We start from the raw sequence: 14739 nt of genomic DNA on the forward strand, positions 1-14739 counted from the left end.
TGCCGCGCGACTCATTGAAATGCCTGGCTGCTACAATTAAAGATGCCCCTTCAAAAACTATCGATAAGCTCAGGACAATATAATTGATTGTAGGGTTAGACAAAGGCTCCGGTTCTACAATGTGATGGATACCCTGATAAATGGAAATGCCGCCGCCTAAACCAAAAATTAAAATCGATACAATAAACGACCAAAAGTAAAGCTCCTTACCGTAGCCGAAAGGGTGTGTAGCATCGGGCTTTTTTTTGCTTTGATGCAATCCAAGCAACAATAGTAACTCGTTGACTGTATCTACAACAGAATGGATGCCTTCGGCTATCATTGCACCACTATTACTAATAGCGCCGGCTATGAATTTAGTAACAGCGATTAACAAATTGGCTGCCAGTGCGCTATAGATAGATGCTTTTGATGATGCCATACGGTGTACCGTGATAATGATTTTACTGCTGGAATGTTTTGATTAAGCTGGTTTTAATTAGTAATAACCTTTTGTATATTAGATTTCAATATTAAACTTAAGTACTACGATCATGGACGACCCATCTTTATGCAGCCATTTACAACAAATAACCCAGGTAAAACTAAGCGATGATAATGTGTGTGAAGAGTGTGTTAAAACCGGTAGCGACTGGTTCCACTTACGGACATGTCAAACCTGCGGTGTAACGCTTTGTTGCGATCAATCGGTTAACCAGCACATGACCAAGCATTATCACAAAGAGAAACATCCGGTAATTGCATCTGCTCAGCCCGGCGAGCGCTGGCTATTTTGCTACCCTGATGAGCAGTTTGTAGAATATTAATTGAATTTATAGTTCTGCTGAATGTAGCGGGTAATAATTGCAGAAAATTCTTCGGCACCAAGGCGGTTAAGGTGGCTTGGATCTGAATACTTTTGTGGCTGATAATTAAAGCGGTCGTCTGCAGAGTAATCAACCAACTTAACGTTAGGATATTTTTTGCTCAGGTTTACAATAATATCCCTTTCTTTCAACTGGTTATCTAACCGGTAAGATTCTTTTATCAATGTAGGCGGTATAACTACAAGTGTTTTGATATTGTCTTTAGCCGAGTTATCCAAAAAATCTTTAAAGTAACGCACTGCTCGCGCATCAACTACATCCGGATTTGCAGCATCTTTTTTTGCCTTAATGGTCATCTTAGTAACAAAATGATTCATTTCCGTTTGGGTGATGCTCCCATCGCGGGGCAGATAGCCGTTATCGTGCATTTTAACGGTGCCGGGTAGCAAAATATTTGTAGCTAAAATAAACAATGACGAGTTGAACGGATAGGTTTTTGAATACAGCTTAAACTGCTCGAACCTACTTATTTCCTCAATGTAACGAACCAGGTCATAATGATTTTCATAGTAAGGCAGTAAAATGCTCAGCTTCTCATATTTAGATGGTTGAACGCCAAGTTGATTTGGCCCGATATCCAATATGATCAATTTTGGTTTATGCCGCTCTAATGCTATTTGCTGTACAGCTGTAGCATACGGTATCATCATACCATCGCGGCCGGCATTGAAACAACTTAGCCCTACCCCTTTTGAAATGATAGACGACGAAAAATGACGCGCCGCACGTGAGCTACCAAAAATCAGGATATCCTGTTTGGCACTGTCTATAGCATAGGTTGTTTCGCTAAACTGACCGATTTTTTGATTGAAGTACACTTTTTCAAAAGCCAACCCTAACAGTCTGTCTACAACAAAAATAACAGCACAAAAAATTGCCAGCCTGACTAAAAATGTAACAATAGCGCTCTTATTCATTAGAATTGGAAATATATAAACTGGCCACCATTAAATACACCTAAAACCAATATTAAGAAGATGGTAGCCACCAACGATCCCCATCTTAAAACAATATTAGGAGAGTTGAAGAAGTTGAATTTTTGCGGCATGTACTCCATTTTATATTCTATTGCAAAAAGTAACAATACGGCCAGTGCAGCATGCCCAAAATTGCTTAAACCATCGCTGATTTGCGGGGCCGCACCAAAGGTTCTCAAATTACCGATTAGAGTAAAAGCATCGCTTACAGAATTAGCCCTGAAAAAGATCCAGGCAAAGGTTACACAAGTAAGCGTCAACGCGATATTCCCCATCCGCATCAGCAAAGCGCCAAATTCACTTTTAGGGGTTTTGCGCAGATACGGTTTAATAATAATGTAACCAACACTAAACACGCCGTGCAAGGCGCCCCATATAATATAGGTGTAGTTTGCTCCATGCCATAACCCGCTCACTAAAAACACTAAAAATAAATTGAAATACCTGCGACTGGTCTTTACTTTACTACCGCCTAAAGGGATATACAAATAATCCCGGAACCAGGTGGAAAGTGATATATGCCATCTGCGCCAAAACTCCTGGATGTTCTGCGCAAAATACGGGCGGTTGAAATTTTTCATCAGATCAAACCCCATGGTTTTTGCGCTACCTATCGCAATATCTGTATAACCTGAGAAATCGCAATATATCTGTATAGCGAAAAAGAATGCCGCTATAGCTACTGTAGTTCCGTTTTGTGTGTTAGGATTATCAAATACCGAATTTACAAAGATCGCTACCCTATCAGCCACCACCAGTTTCTTAAAAAATCCCCACAACATCATTTTCAGACCGGAGATCATCAGGTTATAATTGAACGGGAACTTTGTATGCATTTGGAAAAGAATGTTCTGCGGCCGCTCTATAGGCCCCGCTACCAATTGCGGATAAAACATTACGTAAAGGCTGTAGATACCAAAATGCTTCTCGGCCCGCTGGTTACCGCGGTACACCTCTATTGTATAACTCATCGCCTGAAAGGTATGGAACGATAAGCCTACCGGTAAAAGGATTTTTAGATATGGAATAGGATCCTGATAATTGAACTTTTGAAACAGGTATTCAATATTCAGATTGATAAAGTTATAATATTTAAATACAGCAAGAATCCCGATGTTGGCAACCAGGCTGGCCATTAAAAGCGTCTTCCGGAGAGCAGGTTCTTTCGCCTTCTCTATATATATGCCTGCAAAATAATCTATAACGATAGTGAAGGCCAGGATCAGGATGTAAATGGGCACAAAGCTCATGTAAAAGTAGCAACTGGCTACCAGCAATATAAGCCACCTGAGTTTATACGGAGAGAGAAAATATAACGATGTTACAACAATATAAAAAAGTACAAATTCAATTGAGTTAAACAGCATAAATTATTGATAGATAATAATATATATTATCTGTTTTATTAGGGAACTATTATTGTTGTAAAGTGTCGCTAAGATAATATTAATCCCATTCAATACTTTTAAAAAGATAAAAAAATAAATGTGAAATTTATATTCTTTCTAAATTTCCAAATAGCTTGTTTTGAAAGCTAAAAAGTTCTGTAACTGCTGCATAGTAGGTAACTTGCACCATGGACAATTTCATGGCCGCACGCTCGCAGATGGCCCTTTCGTTGGGTTTTCACATCATTTTTTCATGTATAGGAATGGTAATGCCGTTTTTTATGGCCGTATCCCACTACCTTTGGCTAAAAACCGATAAGCCTGTCTACTTAAATGTAACCAAAGCCTGGAGCAAAGGTGTGGCCATCTTCTTTGCTACCGGTGCCGTATCGGGCACTGTATTATCGTTTGAACTAGGTTTATTGTGGCCAACATTCATGAAGCACGCCGGGCCAATATTCGGTATGCCATTTTCTTTAGAAGGTACCGCCTTTTTTATCGAAGCAATTGCTCTTGGATTTTTCCTGTATGGATGGAACCGCTTTAACAAATGGTTCCATTGGTTTACCGGAGTTGTAGTAGGCATCAGCGGAATTGCATCCGGAATTTTGGTTGTGTCGGCCAACAGCTGGATGAACAGCCCCACGGGGTTCGATTTTGTTGACGGTAAGTACATCAACATCGATCCTATAAAAGCCATGTTTAACCCGGGCTGGTTTTCGCAAGCATTGCATATGTCTATAGCGGCATTCGCAGCTACGGGTTTCGCTGTAGCCGGCATACATGCGTTAATGATCTTGCGGAAACAAAATATAGCGTTTCACCGGCAGGCTTTCAGGATCGCTGCGGTATTCGGCATAGTTGCCAGTATTTTGCAGCCACTCAGCGGCGATATTTCTGCAAAAATGGTTGCAAAGCAACAGCCCGCTAAACTTGCTGCAATGGAAGCGCATTTTACAACCGAAGAATATTCGCCCCTTATAATTGGTGGTGTGCCGGATCTTAAAAATAAAAAGGTTGATTATGCGCTGGAACTTCCGGGACTGCTTAGTTTTATGGTGCATGATAATTTTAAAACACCGGTTAAAGGTTTAGATCAGATCGCAAAGGAGGATCAGCCACCTATTGCAGTAACGCACTATGCATTCCAGATAATGGTCGCACTTGGTATGTTGATGATGGCACTTGGCTTGATGTACCTTATTGCACAATTCAGGCAGCGAAATTGGTTTGACAAACCATGGTTCCTAAAGCTGTTTATTGCAGCCACCCCGATCGGTTTTATTGCAGTAGAAGCCGGATGGACGGTGACAGAAGTTGGCAGGCAACCCTGGATCATACAAGGGGTAATGCGAACCAAAGATGCCATGACACCGATGCCGGGTATTGGATACTCATTTTACCTGTTTACCGCTGTTTATTTAACCCTTAGTATTGCCGTTGTCTTTTTGCTTTACCGCCAAATACAGATGGTGCCAAAACTGTATGATACCCCTCACCCTAAAGTTAATTGAATATAGTAATGCTATACGTTGTGATGTTGTTTTTATGGTTGGCCTTGTTACTTTACCTCGTGATGGGCGGTGCAGATTTTGGGGCCGGCATTATTGAAATGTTCACCTCTGAGCCCAACAAGATGCGAACTCGCCGTACAATGTATAATGCTATTGGCCCGATTTGGGAGGCCAATCATATGTGGTTGATAATTGCCATAGTAATTTTATTTGTGGGTTTCCCGGTCATCTATACAACTATATCCACTTACCTGCATATACCATTAGTGATTATGCTAATGGGTATCATTGCCCTGGGTACAGCTTTAACTTTTAGAAATTATGATGCTGTTATAGACAATATGCAGAAGCTTTATAATAAAATATTTGTTTACTCCAGTTTTATCACCCCCTTATTCCTGGGTATCATTGCGGGCAGTGCTGTTTCGGGCCGGATAGACCCAAACGCCGATAACTTTATGGATGCGTATGTTTATAGCTGGCTTAATTGGTTTTCCGTTGCTATCGGGTTATTTACCGTTGCCTTATGTGGCTTTTTAGCGGCTGTTTACCTTATTGGCGAAACTAATGACGATGCGGAGGCTAAACGCTTTATCCGCAAGGCCAAAATAATGAATATCGCTGCGGTAAGTGCAGGAGCACTTGTTTTTGGCGTTTCAATATTAGAGAATATCCCTTTGATCAACTGGGTTTTTGGAAATGTTATTGGCAGCACAGCGGTGGGCCTTGCTACACTGTCGTTGGTATTAATGTGGTATTTAATTTACCACGGCAAAAGATATGTGATAAGAGTACTGGCCGGTTTTCAGGTAACTATGATATTACTGACCACAACCTATAGGCATTACCCTAACATTGTGATACTTAAAGGAGGCAATTATTTATCCCTGCTTCAAGATCACGGCGCTAATAAAACTATCGTGGCCCTTGGAATGGCTTTGCTTATAGGCAGCTTATTTATTTTGCCTGCTCTGATTTACCTGGTATGGAGTTTTCAAAAAGAAACAAAACGGAATGCGGGAGATCATTGATCTTTTGTTTAGCGGCTTTTTAAGTAAAACAAGCCTGTGAATTTTTTTTTGACATTAAGTTTTTGCAAATGAACCGCTTAGGAAAGCTACCGCAAATTCTTCAAAAAAAAATTTGCAGCACTTAACAAAAAAGCTACCTTTGCAATCCCAATCGGGATGTAGCGTAGCCCGGTATCGCGCCACATTTGGGATGTGGAGGCCGCAGGTTCGAATCCTGCCATCCCGACAACAAGCGATACCAAGTAGTATCAAAACCCTCTAAATTGTATGATTTAGAGGGTTTTTTTATGGATTTTGCAAAATTCTAGTTCAAAGTAATCCATATTAATACAAACTTCTACATGCCCTATATCGCACCCTCTTTTTAATTTGTAAAATTGTTCAATGCGTTTTTACTCGCAACCCGTGGTTGCTTGTAACTGATTTCGTGATTTAATCCGTTTGTCGCAAAATGTATTTGCGTTGACGGGGATAATATCAAATAAGTAAAACCGCGTATGAAAACAACAAATTCATTCAGTATCCTTTTTTTTCTAAAAAAGGATAAAGCAAGCAAAGGGATTGCCCCCTTGTATGTGCGAATCACCATTAACAAGAAGTTCGTCGACATTTCTTTGAAACGACGGCTCAAGTTGATATCCTGGGATCATAAATTTCAAAAAGTAATTGGAGCCGATAAGGAATTAAAAGAGGTACAGGAAAAGGTGCGGCAGACGCGCACGGAGATTAATTCAGCTTATGACACCCTGCGTTACAATAAAGAAGTTCTGACTGCTGATAGCATCAAAACTTTTCTGGAAAGCGATGGCGAGGAAGAGCAAACTACTTTGCTTTTTCTAATGAACTATCATAACACAGAGGTCAAAAAGCTACTGGAGCCAGGCACGATGAAAAACTACTACAGTACCGAGCGATATGTTAAAGAGTTTTTGGTTAAACGAAAAAAGCGTACGGACATTTACCTTTCTCAACTTGATTACAAATTCATTATTGATTTTGAGATCTACTTACGCCAACGTGAACCGGATAAAGGTCAGCGGCCGTGTACCAACAATACGGTCATGAAGCACATTGAGCGGCTACGCAAGATGATCAATATCGCACTTAAAAACGATTGGATAGTTAAAGACCCTTTCCTTCGTTTCGAGCGTCACATGATCCACAAGGACAGGCAGTGCTTGGAATTGGAGGAGTTGGAAACTATCAAAGCCTTAAACTTTGATATTCATGGACAAGAGATAGTAAGGGACACTTTTGTATTTAGCTGCTATACAGGTTTGGCTTTTGCGGATGTATGCAACTTAAGTAGTGAACACTTAGTAACCGATATAGAAGGCGAAAAGTGGATCGAAATGGTAAGGCAGAAAACGGCTAATTTTTCAGGTAAGAAATTTCATGTTTTATTGTTGCCGGAAGCCATCGAACTCATCAAAAAATATAGAGGTCATCCAATCGCTTCTTATACCGGTACCGTCTTTCCTATCTATTCAAACCAGGCTACCAATCGCTATCTTAAAGTTATCAGCAAAATGGCGAACTTGAATTTCGCTTTAACCTATCACATCGCAAGGCACACGTTTGCGACTACCGTGACTTTGGAGAATGGCGTACCAATGGAAAGCGTATCTAAAATGCTTGGACATTCGAGCATACGCACAACACAGATCTATTCTAAGGTCAAGAAAAAGAAGGTTAGTACTGATATGAAAATCTTAAGAGAACGCCTGAAACAGGCATAACCGATAGTAAAGAGCAAGTTTGTGTTTTTGCTATACAAAAACTCGTTTCGCCTTAACGGCTAAACGGCAAACTTGCCTTCTGCGCCCGTTGGTTGCATAAGGTTAAATTAATTTAAAGGAGGCAGTGATGGAAGATTCGAAAATTAAAATAGAAAAAGTGATCCGAAGCAAAGGCGGAAGACCACAAAAGAAAATAAAACGGTGCCATATTTATATGATAAGATTAACGGATTTGGAGCAATTTACTATTGCCACTAAAGCCAAAAACGCCGGGACATCAATCAGTGATTTTTTTAGAAAGTCGGCACAGAAGTCGAAAGTCGTATCTCGTTTAACAACCGGAGAAGCAGGGCATATGCGAGTACTGGCGGGCATGGCAAATAACCTTAATCAGCTTACACACCTGGCTCACTTAAACGGGTTGCTTAGCGTCCAGAGAAATTGCAGGTTGCTCATGGCTGAAATAAATGAATTGCTCAAAAAAATAATTGGCGATGATAGGGAAAGTGATTACAGGTAGAAGTTTTGCCGGGTGCATAGCCTACAATTTGCAGCGGGAGGAAGCGAGCATATTAGATGCAAGCGGCGTGCGAACAACGAGCGTTAAGGATATTACCAGCGACTTTAATTTTCAGCGAAAGCTAAATCCGAACTTGGGACAAGCTGTTGGTCATATCGTTTTAAGTTGGAGTGCAGAAGACAAAGCGAAGCTTAACGATGCGATCATGGTTGAGCGGGCAAAGGAGTATATGCACAAAATGAAAATTAGAGATACGCAATATCTGATTGTGCAACATACCGACAGGCAGCATCCGCATTTACACTTGGTTTACAATCGCGTGGGTAATGATGGGCAGACCATCACTGACCGTTACCAGAAAGTAGTTAATGCGAAAGTATGCAAAGAAATTACCTTGAAATATGGCTACCATTTAGCGGAGGGTAAAGCACAAGTGAACAGGCAACGTCTTAAAGGTTCAGATCAAATAAAATATGAAATATATGATGCCATTAAAGCGGTATCTAAAGTTGCGCAAAACTGGCAGCATTTGGAAGCAGCTCTTCTTAAGCAAGGAATTCAAACTCATTATAAGTATTTAAGCGGAACTGACATTGTGCAAGGAATCAGCTTTAGTAAGGGCATTACCAAATTCAAAGGTTCCGAAATAGACCGGGGTTTAAGCTACGGCAAATTAAATCAGCTTATTGAATTGAATAAAAAACAGGCGCAGCGACAGGCAATCGCGTCAATAAATGACAATACATTACCACTCAGTAATTCATTCAGTGATAAACACAGAGCATCATTATTAGGCAAATTATTAGAACCCGACCACGAACAGGACGCCCAAACACCAGTTGAGTTATTAAGAACTAAACGTAAACTTAAGAAAGGAAGAAGGATATGAATGATACACTTGAAAAGCTTGAAGCAATAGAGGAAGTATTGCAACAAGTGATCGTGACCATTAACGGTTATGAAAAGAAAGAAGTTAAAATTCCTGAAATAAGGATACCTGACTATAAAAAGGAGTTGTGTGATATAAGCGTTCAACTTCATGAGCTCAAGCAAAATAAAGACAATGTACTGATTGATAAGCTATCACAACAGATCCAGCAATTGGATTTAAAACGGCAGCCTTTAAAGCAATATCGTTTTCTGTTATTTCCGGAAACCAATCAGGGACAATACTATAAAATTGTCTTCGGTCGCCTTATTCCCTGGGGAATTCTGTTAATGGGATTAGTCTTCTTATTTGCTTTGGCACAGAAAGGATTAGACGTTTGGAGGATAAAAGAGTACAATCAACAGGCTGACCAGTACGTCAAAGCATGGAATTATATGAATGATCATGCAGATAGTAAGGTAGTAAAAAAGCGTATGGTTGAAGCTTGGGAAAAAGCTAACCGATAATCCATACTGAAAAATAAATATTTCATTCTGAAAGTTCTCTTTTTGTGAACTTTTATTTAAATTTGCACAAGATGAAAATTCATCTGATTAAAAAACAAACGCTTGAAGAGTTTGCGAAGCTTCAACCACGTAGTAAATCTTCTCTGGAAGACTGGACTGAAAAGTTAAAGTTTGCTGACTGGCAACAGCCCGGCGATATGAAATTTACTTATAACACTGCTGATCTGTTAGGGAAAAGCAGTAACAGGGTTGTATTTGATATTGGTGGCAATAATTACCGGATGATCTGCAAATACGTGTTCGGAACAAAGCAAATACATCTTTTTGTTTGCTGGCTAGGTACTCATGCGGAATACGATAAAGTTTGCAAACAGAGTGAACAGTATACAATTAATCTCTATTGAAGATGGAAACAACAGATTTAAAATACACCGTCATAAAAGATAAAAGCCAATACGAGGACTATTGTAATCAATTGGAAGACTTGCTCTCTGGTGGTGTTAATAATGCAATACAGGATGAAATTGATTTGTTAACGCTATTGATCGAGAAATTTGATGAAGAAAATAACACGTTTAAAGAAAGCGATCCTATTACTTTACTACGTTCCTTTATGCAGGATCATCATTTAAAACCGCAGCATTTAGTTGAGATACTGGGCATTAGTAAGGGTTATGTATCTGATATATTAAACTATAAAAAGGGACTGTCTAAAGAAGTTATTAGAAAACTGGCTGATTATTTCAAAGTTAGACAGGAAGCCTTTAACAGGCACTATAAATTGATACCTACTTCTGATACTTACACTAATCCAAGCCTGATAAATACTTCTAAGCAAATTCACGCAGCTAAACATTAATTTAAGGTATTATAGCAAACAATAAAGGACTGCTATAATCGCTGCGGCAGATTACTACATTACACCACGCGCTATCGCGCCGGGTTCCATTTCGTCACCAGCCTCGCTAAATAGCGCAGGAATACGCTCGTTCCTCGGCATACCTGCGAAGACTTGGTTAATTATTTCATCATATTCTCACCGCTAGACGCAAAGATAGCCTGCACAACGAAAGCAGTAAAGGGTATATAAAATGAGTGCCTTATATTTGTTTTTAAGGCAGGCACTCACCCTTGACAGCTTCCGTTGTTTTCGCTTTTGGTTGCTTAAGCGTTGAAAATGGAATAGTATGTTCGGTTATGGCAGCGATCGTACAACTAAATTATTTGCAGATTAGATGTAGAATGATCGGGATATCGTCGAACTGCAGTTGGAACGGTTGCTGAGCGATACGCTTTATCGCAATTAATAATCAAAAAAGTTAGAACTATTGATCTTTCCAGAATAGGAACCTCCGTCTGTGAATGAGGTAAACCGAACCTCAAAAAGCTAACAGTTGGAGTAACTGATCAGCTCTATAACTTCCTGTATCTGCTTTCTGATATATTGCGTTGCCTGGCGCCGCAGATTTTACATGAAGGGCCAGCTAAAATTAATCCTTCAGTTTTGTTATTTTTATAGGCCAAGCCATCTTCAATTTAAAAAATCGTAAATTTAAAAAACATTTATAGCTTTAGCTGCCCTAAGCGTGATCCAACTCCATGACCATAATCCTCAACAATAGCAATTTATTCAATTTTATTTTTCGATCAGCAAACTGTTTTTTTGATCGGATTATCCACTATGATCTGATGTCACCGTTAAGTACAAAAGGGCTGGTGATCATCGATCAGTTCAGTGCGCTGATTTTAAACTATAACGAGGGAGACGTCGTTGCGGCTGTATGAAAAAGGAACCTATTCAGATACATAACCGATCACATCCTAGGCTTAGACTTAATACGATATGCCCTTATTTTACGATGTTTCCTTTGGCTTTTCCGTTTCAAACTTTGCAGCGTGCTAGGAAAACGGATTTGGTTTACGATCCCTTCTGCGGGCGGGGAACTACAAATTTTGCTGCACGCTTGCTGGGATTAAATTCTTATGGTGTTGACAGTAACCCTATTGCGCAGGCCGTAGCGCAAAGTAAATTACTCTATGTATCAGAAAACGAGATCGATGCCCGCTGCCGGGCAGTATTGGCCGAAATGTCCGATACTGATCTACCGCAGGGTGAATACTGGGAACTAGCTTATCATCCTGAAACACTGGCGGAAATATGCAAATTACGTCTATATTTTACAACCAAAGCGGTGCTGGACGACATCGATATTTCTCTGCGTGCAATTATCCTTGGTATTCTGCACGGCCCCAAAATGAAAACACAGGCTTCTTATCTGTCTAATCAGATGCCGAGGACCTTTGCGACCAAGCCAAATTACTCCGTTCAATATTGGATAAAAAATGGTCTGATCGCCGATAAGGTCGACCTGGCCAACCTGGTCAAGCGAAAGGCGGCCTATGTATTTAATAAAGAACTACCCCGAAAAGTGGATGGTCAGATTATTTTAGGAGACAGCCGCTCGATAGCCGATTCTTTCGACCAGGATATCAGCTGGGTCATCACATCGCCACCTTATTTTGGGATGTCCACCTACGAACAGGACCAATGGCTGCGCAATTGGTTTCTGGGCGGGAGTGACCAGGTCAACTACTTTTCAGCCAGTCAGTTAAAGCATGGTTCGGAAACGACTTTTATCAATGACCTGGCCAAGGTCTGGTCCAACACGGCGCTCAAATGCAAACCGAATGCGAAAATGGTGATTCGTTTTGGCGCCCTACCCAGTTTGTCTGTTAAAACTCCCCGGCAGATCATCAAAGAATCTCTGAGCATGGCAGACTGTGGTTGGGAACTGAAAGCGCTCCGGTCTGCCGGAGAACCTCTATCGGCCAAGCGCCAGGCGAATCAGTTCAAGGGACAAACCGGGACCTATGTAGAAGAAATTGACGTTTACGCGACCCTAACTATTTGAGCCATGTTCGACCCGGATGAATTACCCTATATCAAGCAGGCGATCCGAGATTGCGCATTTGTTGATCGGCAACTGTTGACAGACCTGCGAAATGAGGTTGCTGAGATCAAGGCATCTGTCCGGGTGATCAAACCCCGTTCGATCAATACATTTTCCTTGGTTGCTACTGATGGCACGAACAATAAATTGATCTATAATCCTTTTTATTTCCAATTGATAAGGGTGGTCGATTCCAATGGAAAGAATCTGTGCTTGGATACGCTAACCCCAACCACCGATACGGACGAACTCAGTGCGCGTCAGTTCGATGAACGCGGCGAACCGAAAACGGTCTTAGGTATCCTGATGAAGGATCTCAAATGCAAGACCTTAAGTGACCTTAGCCCGATGATCCCCACCGGTAAAAAAATGCGGGAACATCCTGAAGATGTGTCTAAGTCATGGGTATTGACCTACAAGGACCTCTGTGAATGGGCCGTATTATATGAAAAGATCTGTTATGAAGGTTTTGCAAACCATACCGTGATTGTAAGGGATGGACTGCTCCGAAGTAAGATATTCAAATTTGATAAGGCTCAGAAACGCCCCTTGTTCATCGAAATGATGGACCGGATCAAACAGGCAATCGATGAGACCTTTAAAAAGAAAAAGATCCGGATCTTTTTTGCGGGTATCGCAAAGCACAGCCAGGTGCTGGCCCGTTACTCTTTGGCCATGCAATTGGAAGATGTATTTCCAGCCGGTGACGCGCGTTTCGCCAGGGTGCCGGAATTGATGGAAGGGAAATCCTATGTCTGGAAAGAATACATGGCCCGATCAGATGAGGATGGTGCCGATGCTGAGATCAATAAATTCTCGGTAGGCAGCTTATACCTGGCGCGTTTTGGTAAACAAGCCGGTGATCCGGTCTGGGCGATCGACCTCATGAATACACAGACCGATTTCGATGCAGATATCTTCGGTTATTTGTATATGGATACCTACGACGGCTTTCCGGTACCGCATTACCCGGCTTGCCTGCAAAAAGCACTGGAATATGCCCAGGTTGTTGATTTCGACCTGGATATTTTACAGGACGAGGTCATAGCTGCGGTCAAAGATCTATTACCCAACGGTCAAAGACATATTGTTGATCATCAAACCTTTACTAACACCACTATCACAAACCGGCAACCATGAATTTTTTCGCAGATAATAAAGCGGTGGGTATCTTCAAAGGCTTCAGCGAGGGCGGCCTTGAATTCCACGCAGATATCGTCCTCGGCTATGACAATACATTTCAGAATATTCCCATGCACGGACAATTCCTGATCGTAGCATTGGAAAGTGAAGGGGAAGCGGTCCTGGGTCGGATCACCGCAGTTGCCGCTATGGGAAAACTGGCGGGTTCCGCGGGAGAGGATTATGCATTGCGGTCCATTGCAGAAAGACGGGAGGTTTCTGAAGATCTCAGAGAAGGCTATTTGAAATATAAAATCGACATCCGTGTATTGGGCGTATTACGAAAAAAAGATAAAGAGATCCAATTTGCACCATCGCACCGGCGACTGCCGCACGTTGGGAGTAAAGTGGCTTTTTTGAGTGATGAACTATTGCAGGAAGTAGCTGGTCATAACCTGATGATCGACAAAGATAATAAGGCAGCCGCCTTTGGTTATCTCGCTTATGGAGAATTCGTTTTTAATGGGGGCAAGCACGATAGCCAGGCTATTCTGGAACCGTGGATGTTACCAAAATCGCCCGAGGTCATGGCCCGCTTCAAGGTCGAACAATTAGTATCCAGGCGCTCTTTTGTATTTGCGCGAGCTGGTTTTGGTAAGTCTAATCTCGTCAAACTGCTGTTTAGTAAATTATATGCCGAGCCTCCTATGGTCACCCGGAAAGGCAAACAGATCCCAGTGGGAACCATCATATTTGATCCCGATGGTGAGTATTTCTGGCCGGATGACAGCGGCCGGCCTGGACTTTGCGATGTGCCGGAACTGGAAGATAAGATCGTGGTATTTACGAACAGGGCATCCACCAGCCCCTTATATCAGTCATTCATAGCGGGTAGTATCCGCCTGGACATTCGCCGGTTAAAACCTGCAGAAGTTATTTCCATCGCCTTGCCGGCAGAACGTCAGGCGCAGCAGAACGTTCAAAAACTCAAGGCACTGAATAGCGCCAACTGGACCAAGCTAATCGACCTAGTGCATGAACTGGGTAATACCACGCCGCTGGAAGACCTGCGCGGCATTATTCTTGGTGACCGCACTAGTGACCGGCAGGACGCCGAGATCATTGCGATCCGCTCCAACATGACCACGATCATCCGTCTGATCCATGACCCCAGCAGCCAGATGCTGGATATGCTTTTTCAATCGCTGCGGGCGTGTAAAGTTTGTGTGGTAGATA

At 41.7% G+C, this 14739-nt stretch carries 15 protein-coding genes and 1 tRNA gene; 13 read left to right on the top strand and 3 right to left on the bottom strand.

Annotated elements, in window-relative coordinates:
* On the bottom strand, positions 1–421 hold a 421-nt coding region (locus ACE5CV_RS19930), incomplete at its 3' end, for a cation diffusion facilitator family transporter (protein WP_374951963.1).
* A gap of 112 nt (positions 422–533) precedes the next feature.
* Here ACE5CV_RS19930 and ACE5CV_RS19935 point away from each other — a divergent pair.
* Positions 534–806 carry a UBP-type zinc finger domain-containing protein gene (locus tag ACE5CV_RS19935; protein WP_374951964.1) on the top strand — a complete coding sequence of 91 codons (273 nt, stop codon included), beginning with the start codon at positions 534–536 and terminating at the stop codon, positions 804–806.
* On the opposite strand, the gene ACE5CV_RS19940 is transcribed toward ACE5CV_RS19935, so the two are convergent.
* Together ACE5CV_RS19940 and ACE5CV_RS19945 are read right to left on the bottom strand one after the other, a co-directional pair.
* A complete protein-coding gene (locus ACE5CV_RS19940; protein ID WP_374951965.1) occupies positions 803–1783 on the bottom strand; it encodes a DUF1574 family protein in 981 nt (326 codons plus the stop codon). The genes ACE5CV_RS19935 and ACE5CV_RS19940 overlap by 4 nt on opposite strands.
* Positions 1783–3210, bottom strand: coding sequence for an MBOAT family O-acyltransferase (locus ACE5CV_RS19945; protein WP_374951966.1), 1428 nt, complete (start codon positions 3208–3210; stop codon positions 1783–1785). Before ACE5CV_RS19945 ends, ACE5CV_RS19940 begins: the two co-directional genes overlap by 1 nt.
* Before the next feature lie 209 nt (positions 3211–3419).
* Between ACE5CV_RS19945 and ACE5CV_RS19950 the strand changes: the two genes are divergently transcribed.
* The 12 genes from ACE5CV_RS19950 to ACE5CV_RS20005 all read left to right on the top strand — a co-directional run.
* Positions 3420–4745, top strand: coding sequence for a cytochrome ubiquinol oxidase subunit I (locus ACE5CV_RS19950; protein ID WP_374951967.1), 1326 nt, complete (start codon positions 3420–3422; stop codon positions 4743–4745).
* Positions 4746–4753: 8 nt separating this feature from the next.
* Positions 4754–5776, top strand: a complete 1023-nt coding sequence (locus ACE5CV_RS19955; RefSeq protein WP_374951968.1) for a cytochrome d ubiquinol oxidase subunit II — start codon at positions 4754–4756, stop codon at positions 5774–5776.
* A 152-nt stretch (positions 5777–5928) separates the two neighbouring features.
* Positions 5929–6002 (top strand) — tRNA-Pro (locus ACE5CV_RS19960).
* Positions 6003–6273: 271 nt separating this feature from the next.
* The gene (locus ACE5CV_RS19965; protein ID WP_374951969.1) at positions 6274–7515 is read left to right on the top strand and encodes a site-specific integrase; all 1242 of its coding nucleotides are present in this window, start codon (positions 6274–6276) and stop codon (positions 7513–7515) included.
* Between the two features lie 127 nt (positions 7516–7642).
* Entirely contained in the window at positions 7643–8035 is a 393-nt protein-coding gene (mobC, locus tag ACE5CV_RS19970; RefSeq protein WP_374951970.1) for a plasmid mobilization relaxosome protein MobC, read from the top strand.
* A complete protein-coding gene (locus ACE5CV_RS19975; RefSeq protein ID WP_374951971.1) occupies positions 8010–8924 on the top strand; it encodes a relaxase/mobilization nuclease domain-containing protein in 915 nt (304 codons plus the stop codon). Before mobC ends, ACE5CV_RS19975 begins: the two co-directional genes overlap by 26 nt.
* Positions 8921–9430 carry a hypothetical protein gene (locus tag ACE5CV_RS19980; RefSeq protein WP_374951972.1) on the top strand — a complete coding sequence of 170 codons (510 nt, stop codon included), beginning with the start codon at positions 8921–8923 and terminating at the stop codon, positions 9428–9430. The genes ACE5CV_RS19975 and ACE5CV_RS19980 overlap by 4 nt, the downstream gene beginning before the upstream one ends.
* 71 nt (positions 9431–9501) lie before the next feature.
* The gene (locus tag ACE5CV_RS19985) at positions 9502–9834 is read left to right on the top strand and encodes a type II toxin-antitoxin system HigB family toxin (protein ID WP_374951973.1); all 333 of its coding nucleotides are present in this window, start codon (positions 9502–9504) and stop codon (positions 9832–9834) included.
* Between the two features lie 2 nt (positions 9835–9836).
* Positions 9837–10289 carry a type II toxin-antitoxin system HigA family antitoxin gene (locus ACE5CV_RS19990; protein WP_374951974.1) on the top strand — a complete coding sequence of 151 codons (453 nt, stop codon included), beginning with the start codon at positions 9837–9839 and terminating at the stop codon, positions 10287–10289.
* Positions 10290–11289: 1000 nt separating this feature from the next.
* Positions 11290–12342, top strand: coding sequence for a DNA methyltransferase (locus ACE5CV_RS19995; protein WP_374951975.1), 1053 nt, complete (start codon positions 11290–11292; stop codon positions 12340–12342).
* Positions 12343–12417: 75 nt separating this feature from the next.
* Positions 12418–13521, top strand: a complete 1104-nt coding sequence (locus ACE5CV_RS20000; protein WP_374951976.1) for a hypothetical protein — start codon at positions 12418–12420, stop codon at positions 13519–13521.
* On the top strand, positions 13518–14739 hold a 1222-nt coding region (locus tag ACE5CV_RS20005), incomplete at its 3' end, for a helicase HerA domain-containing protein (RefSeq protein ID WP_374951977.1). The genes ACE5CV_RS20000 and ACE5CV_RS20005, both read left to right, overlap by 4 nt.

This window comes from Mucilaginibacter sp. (assembly GCF_964263795.1).
Taxonomy (GTDB): Bacteria; Bacteroidota; Bacteroidia; order Sphingobacteriales; family Sphingobacteriaceae; genus Mucilaginibacter.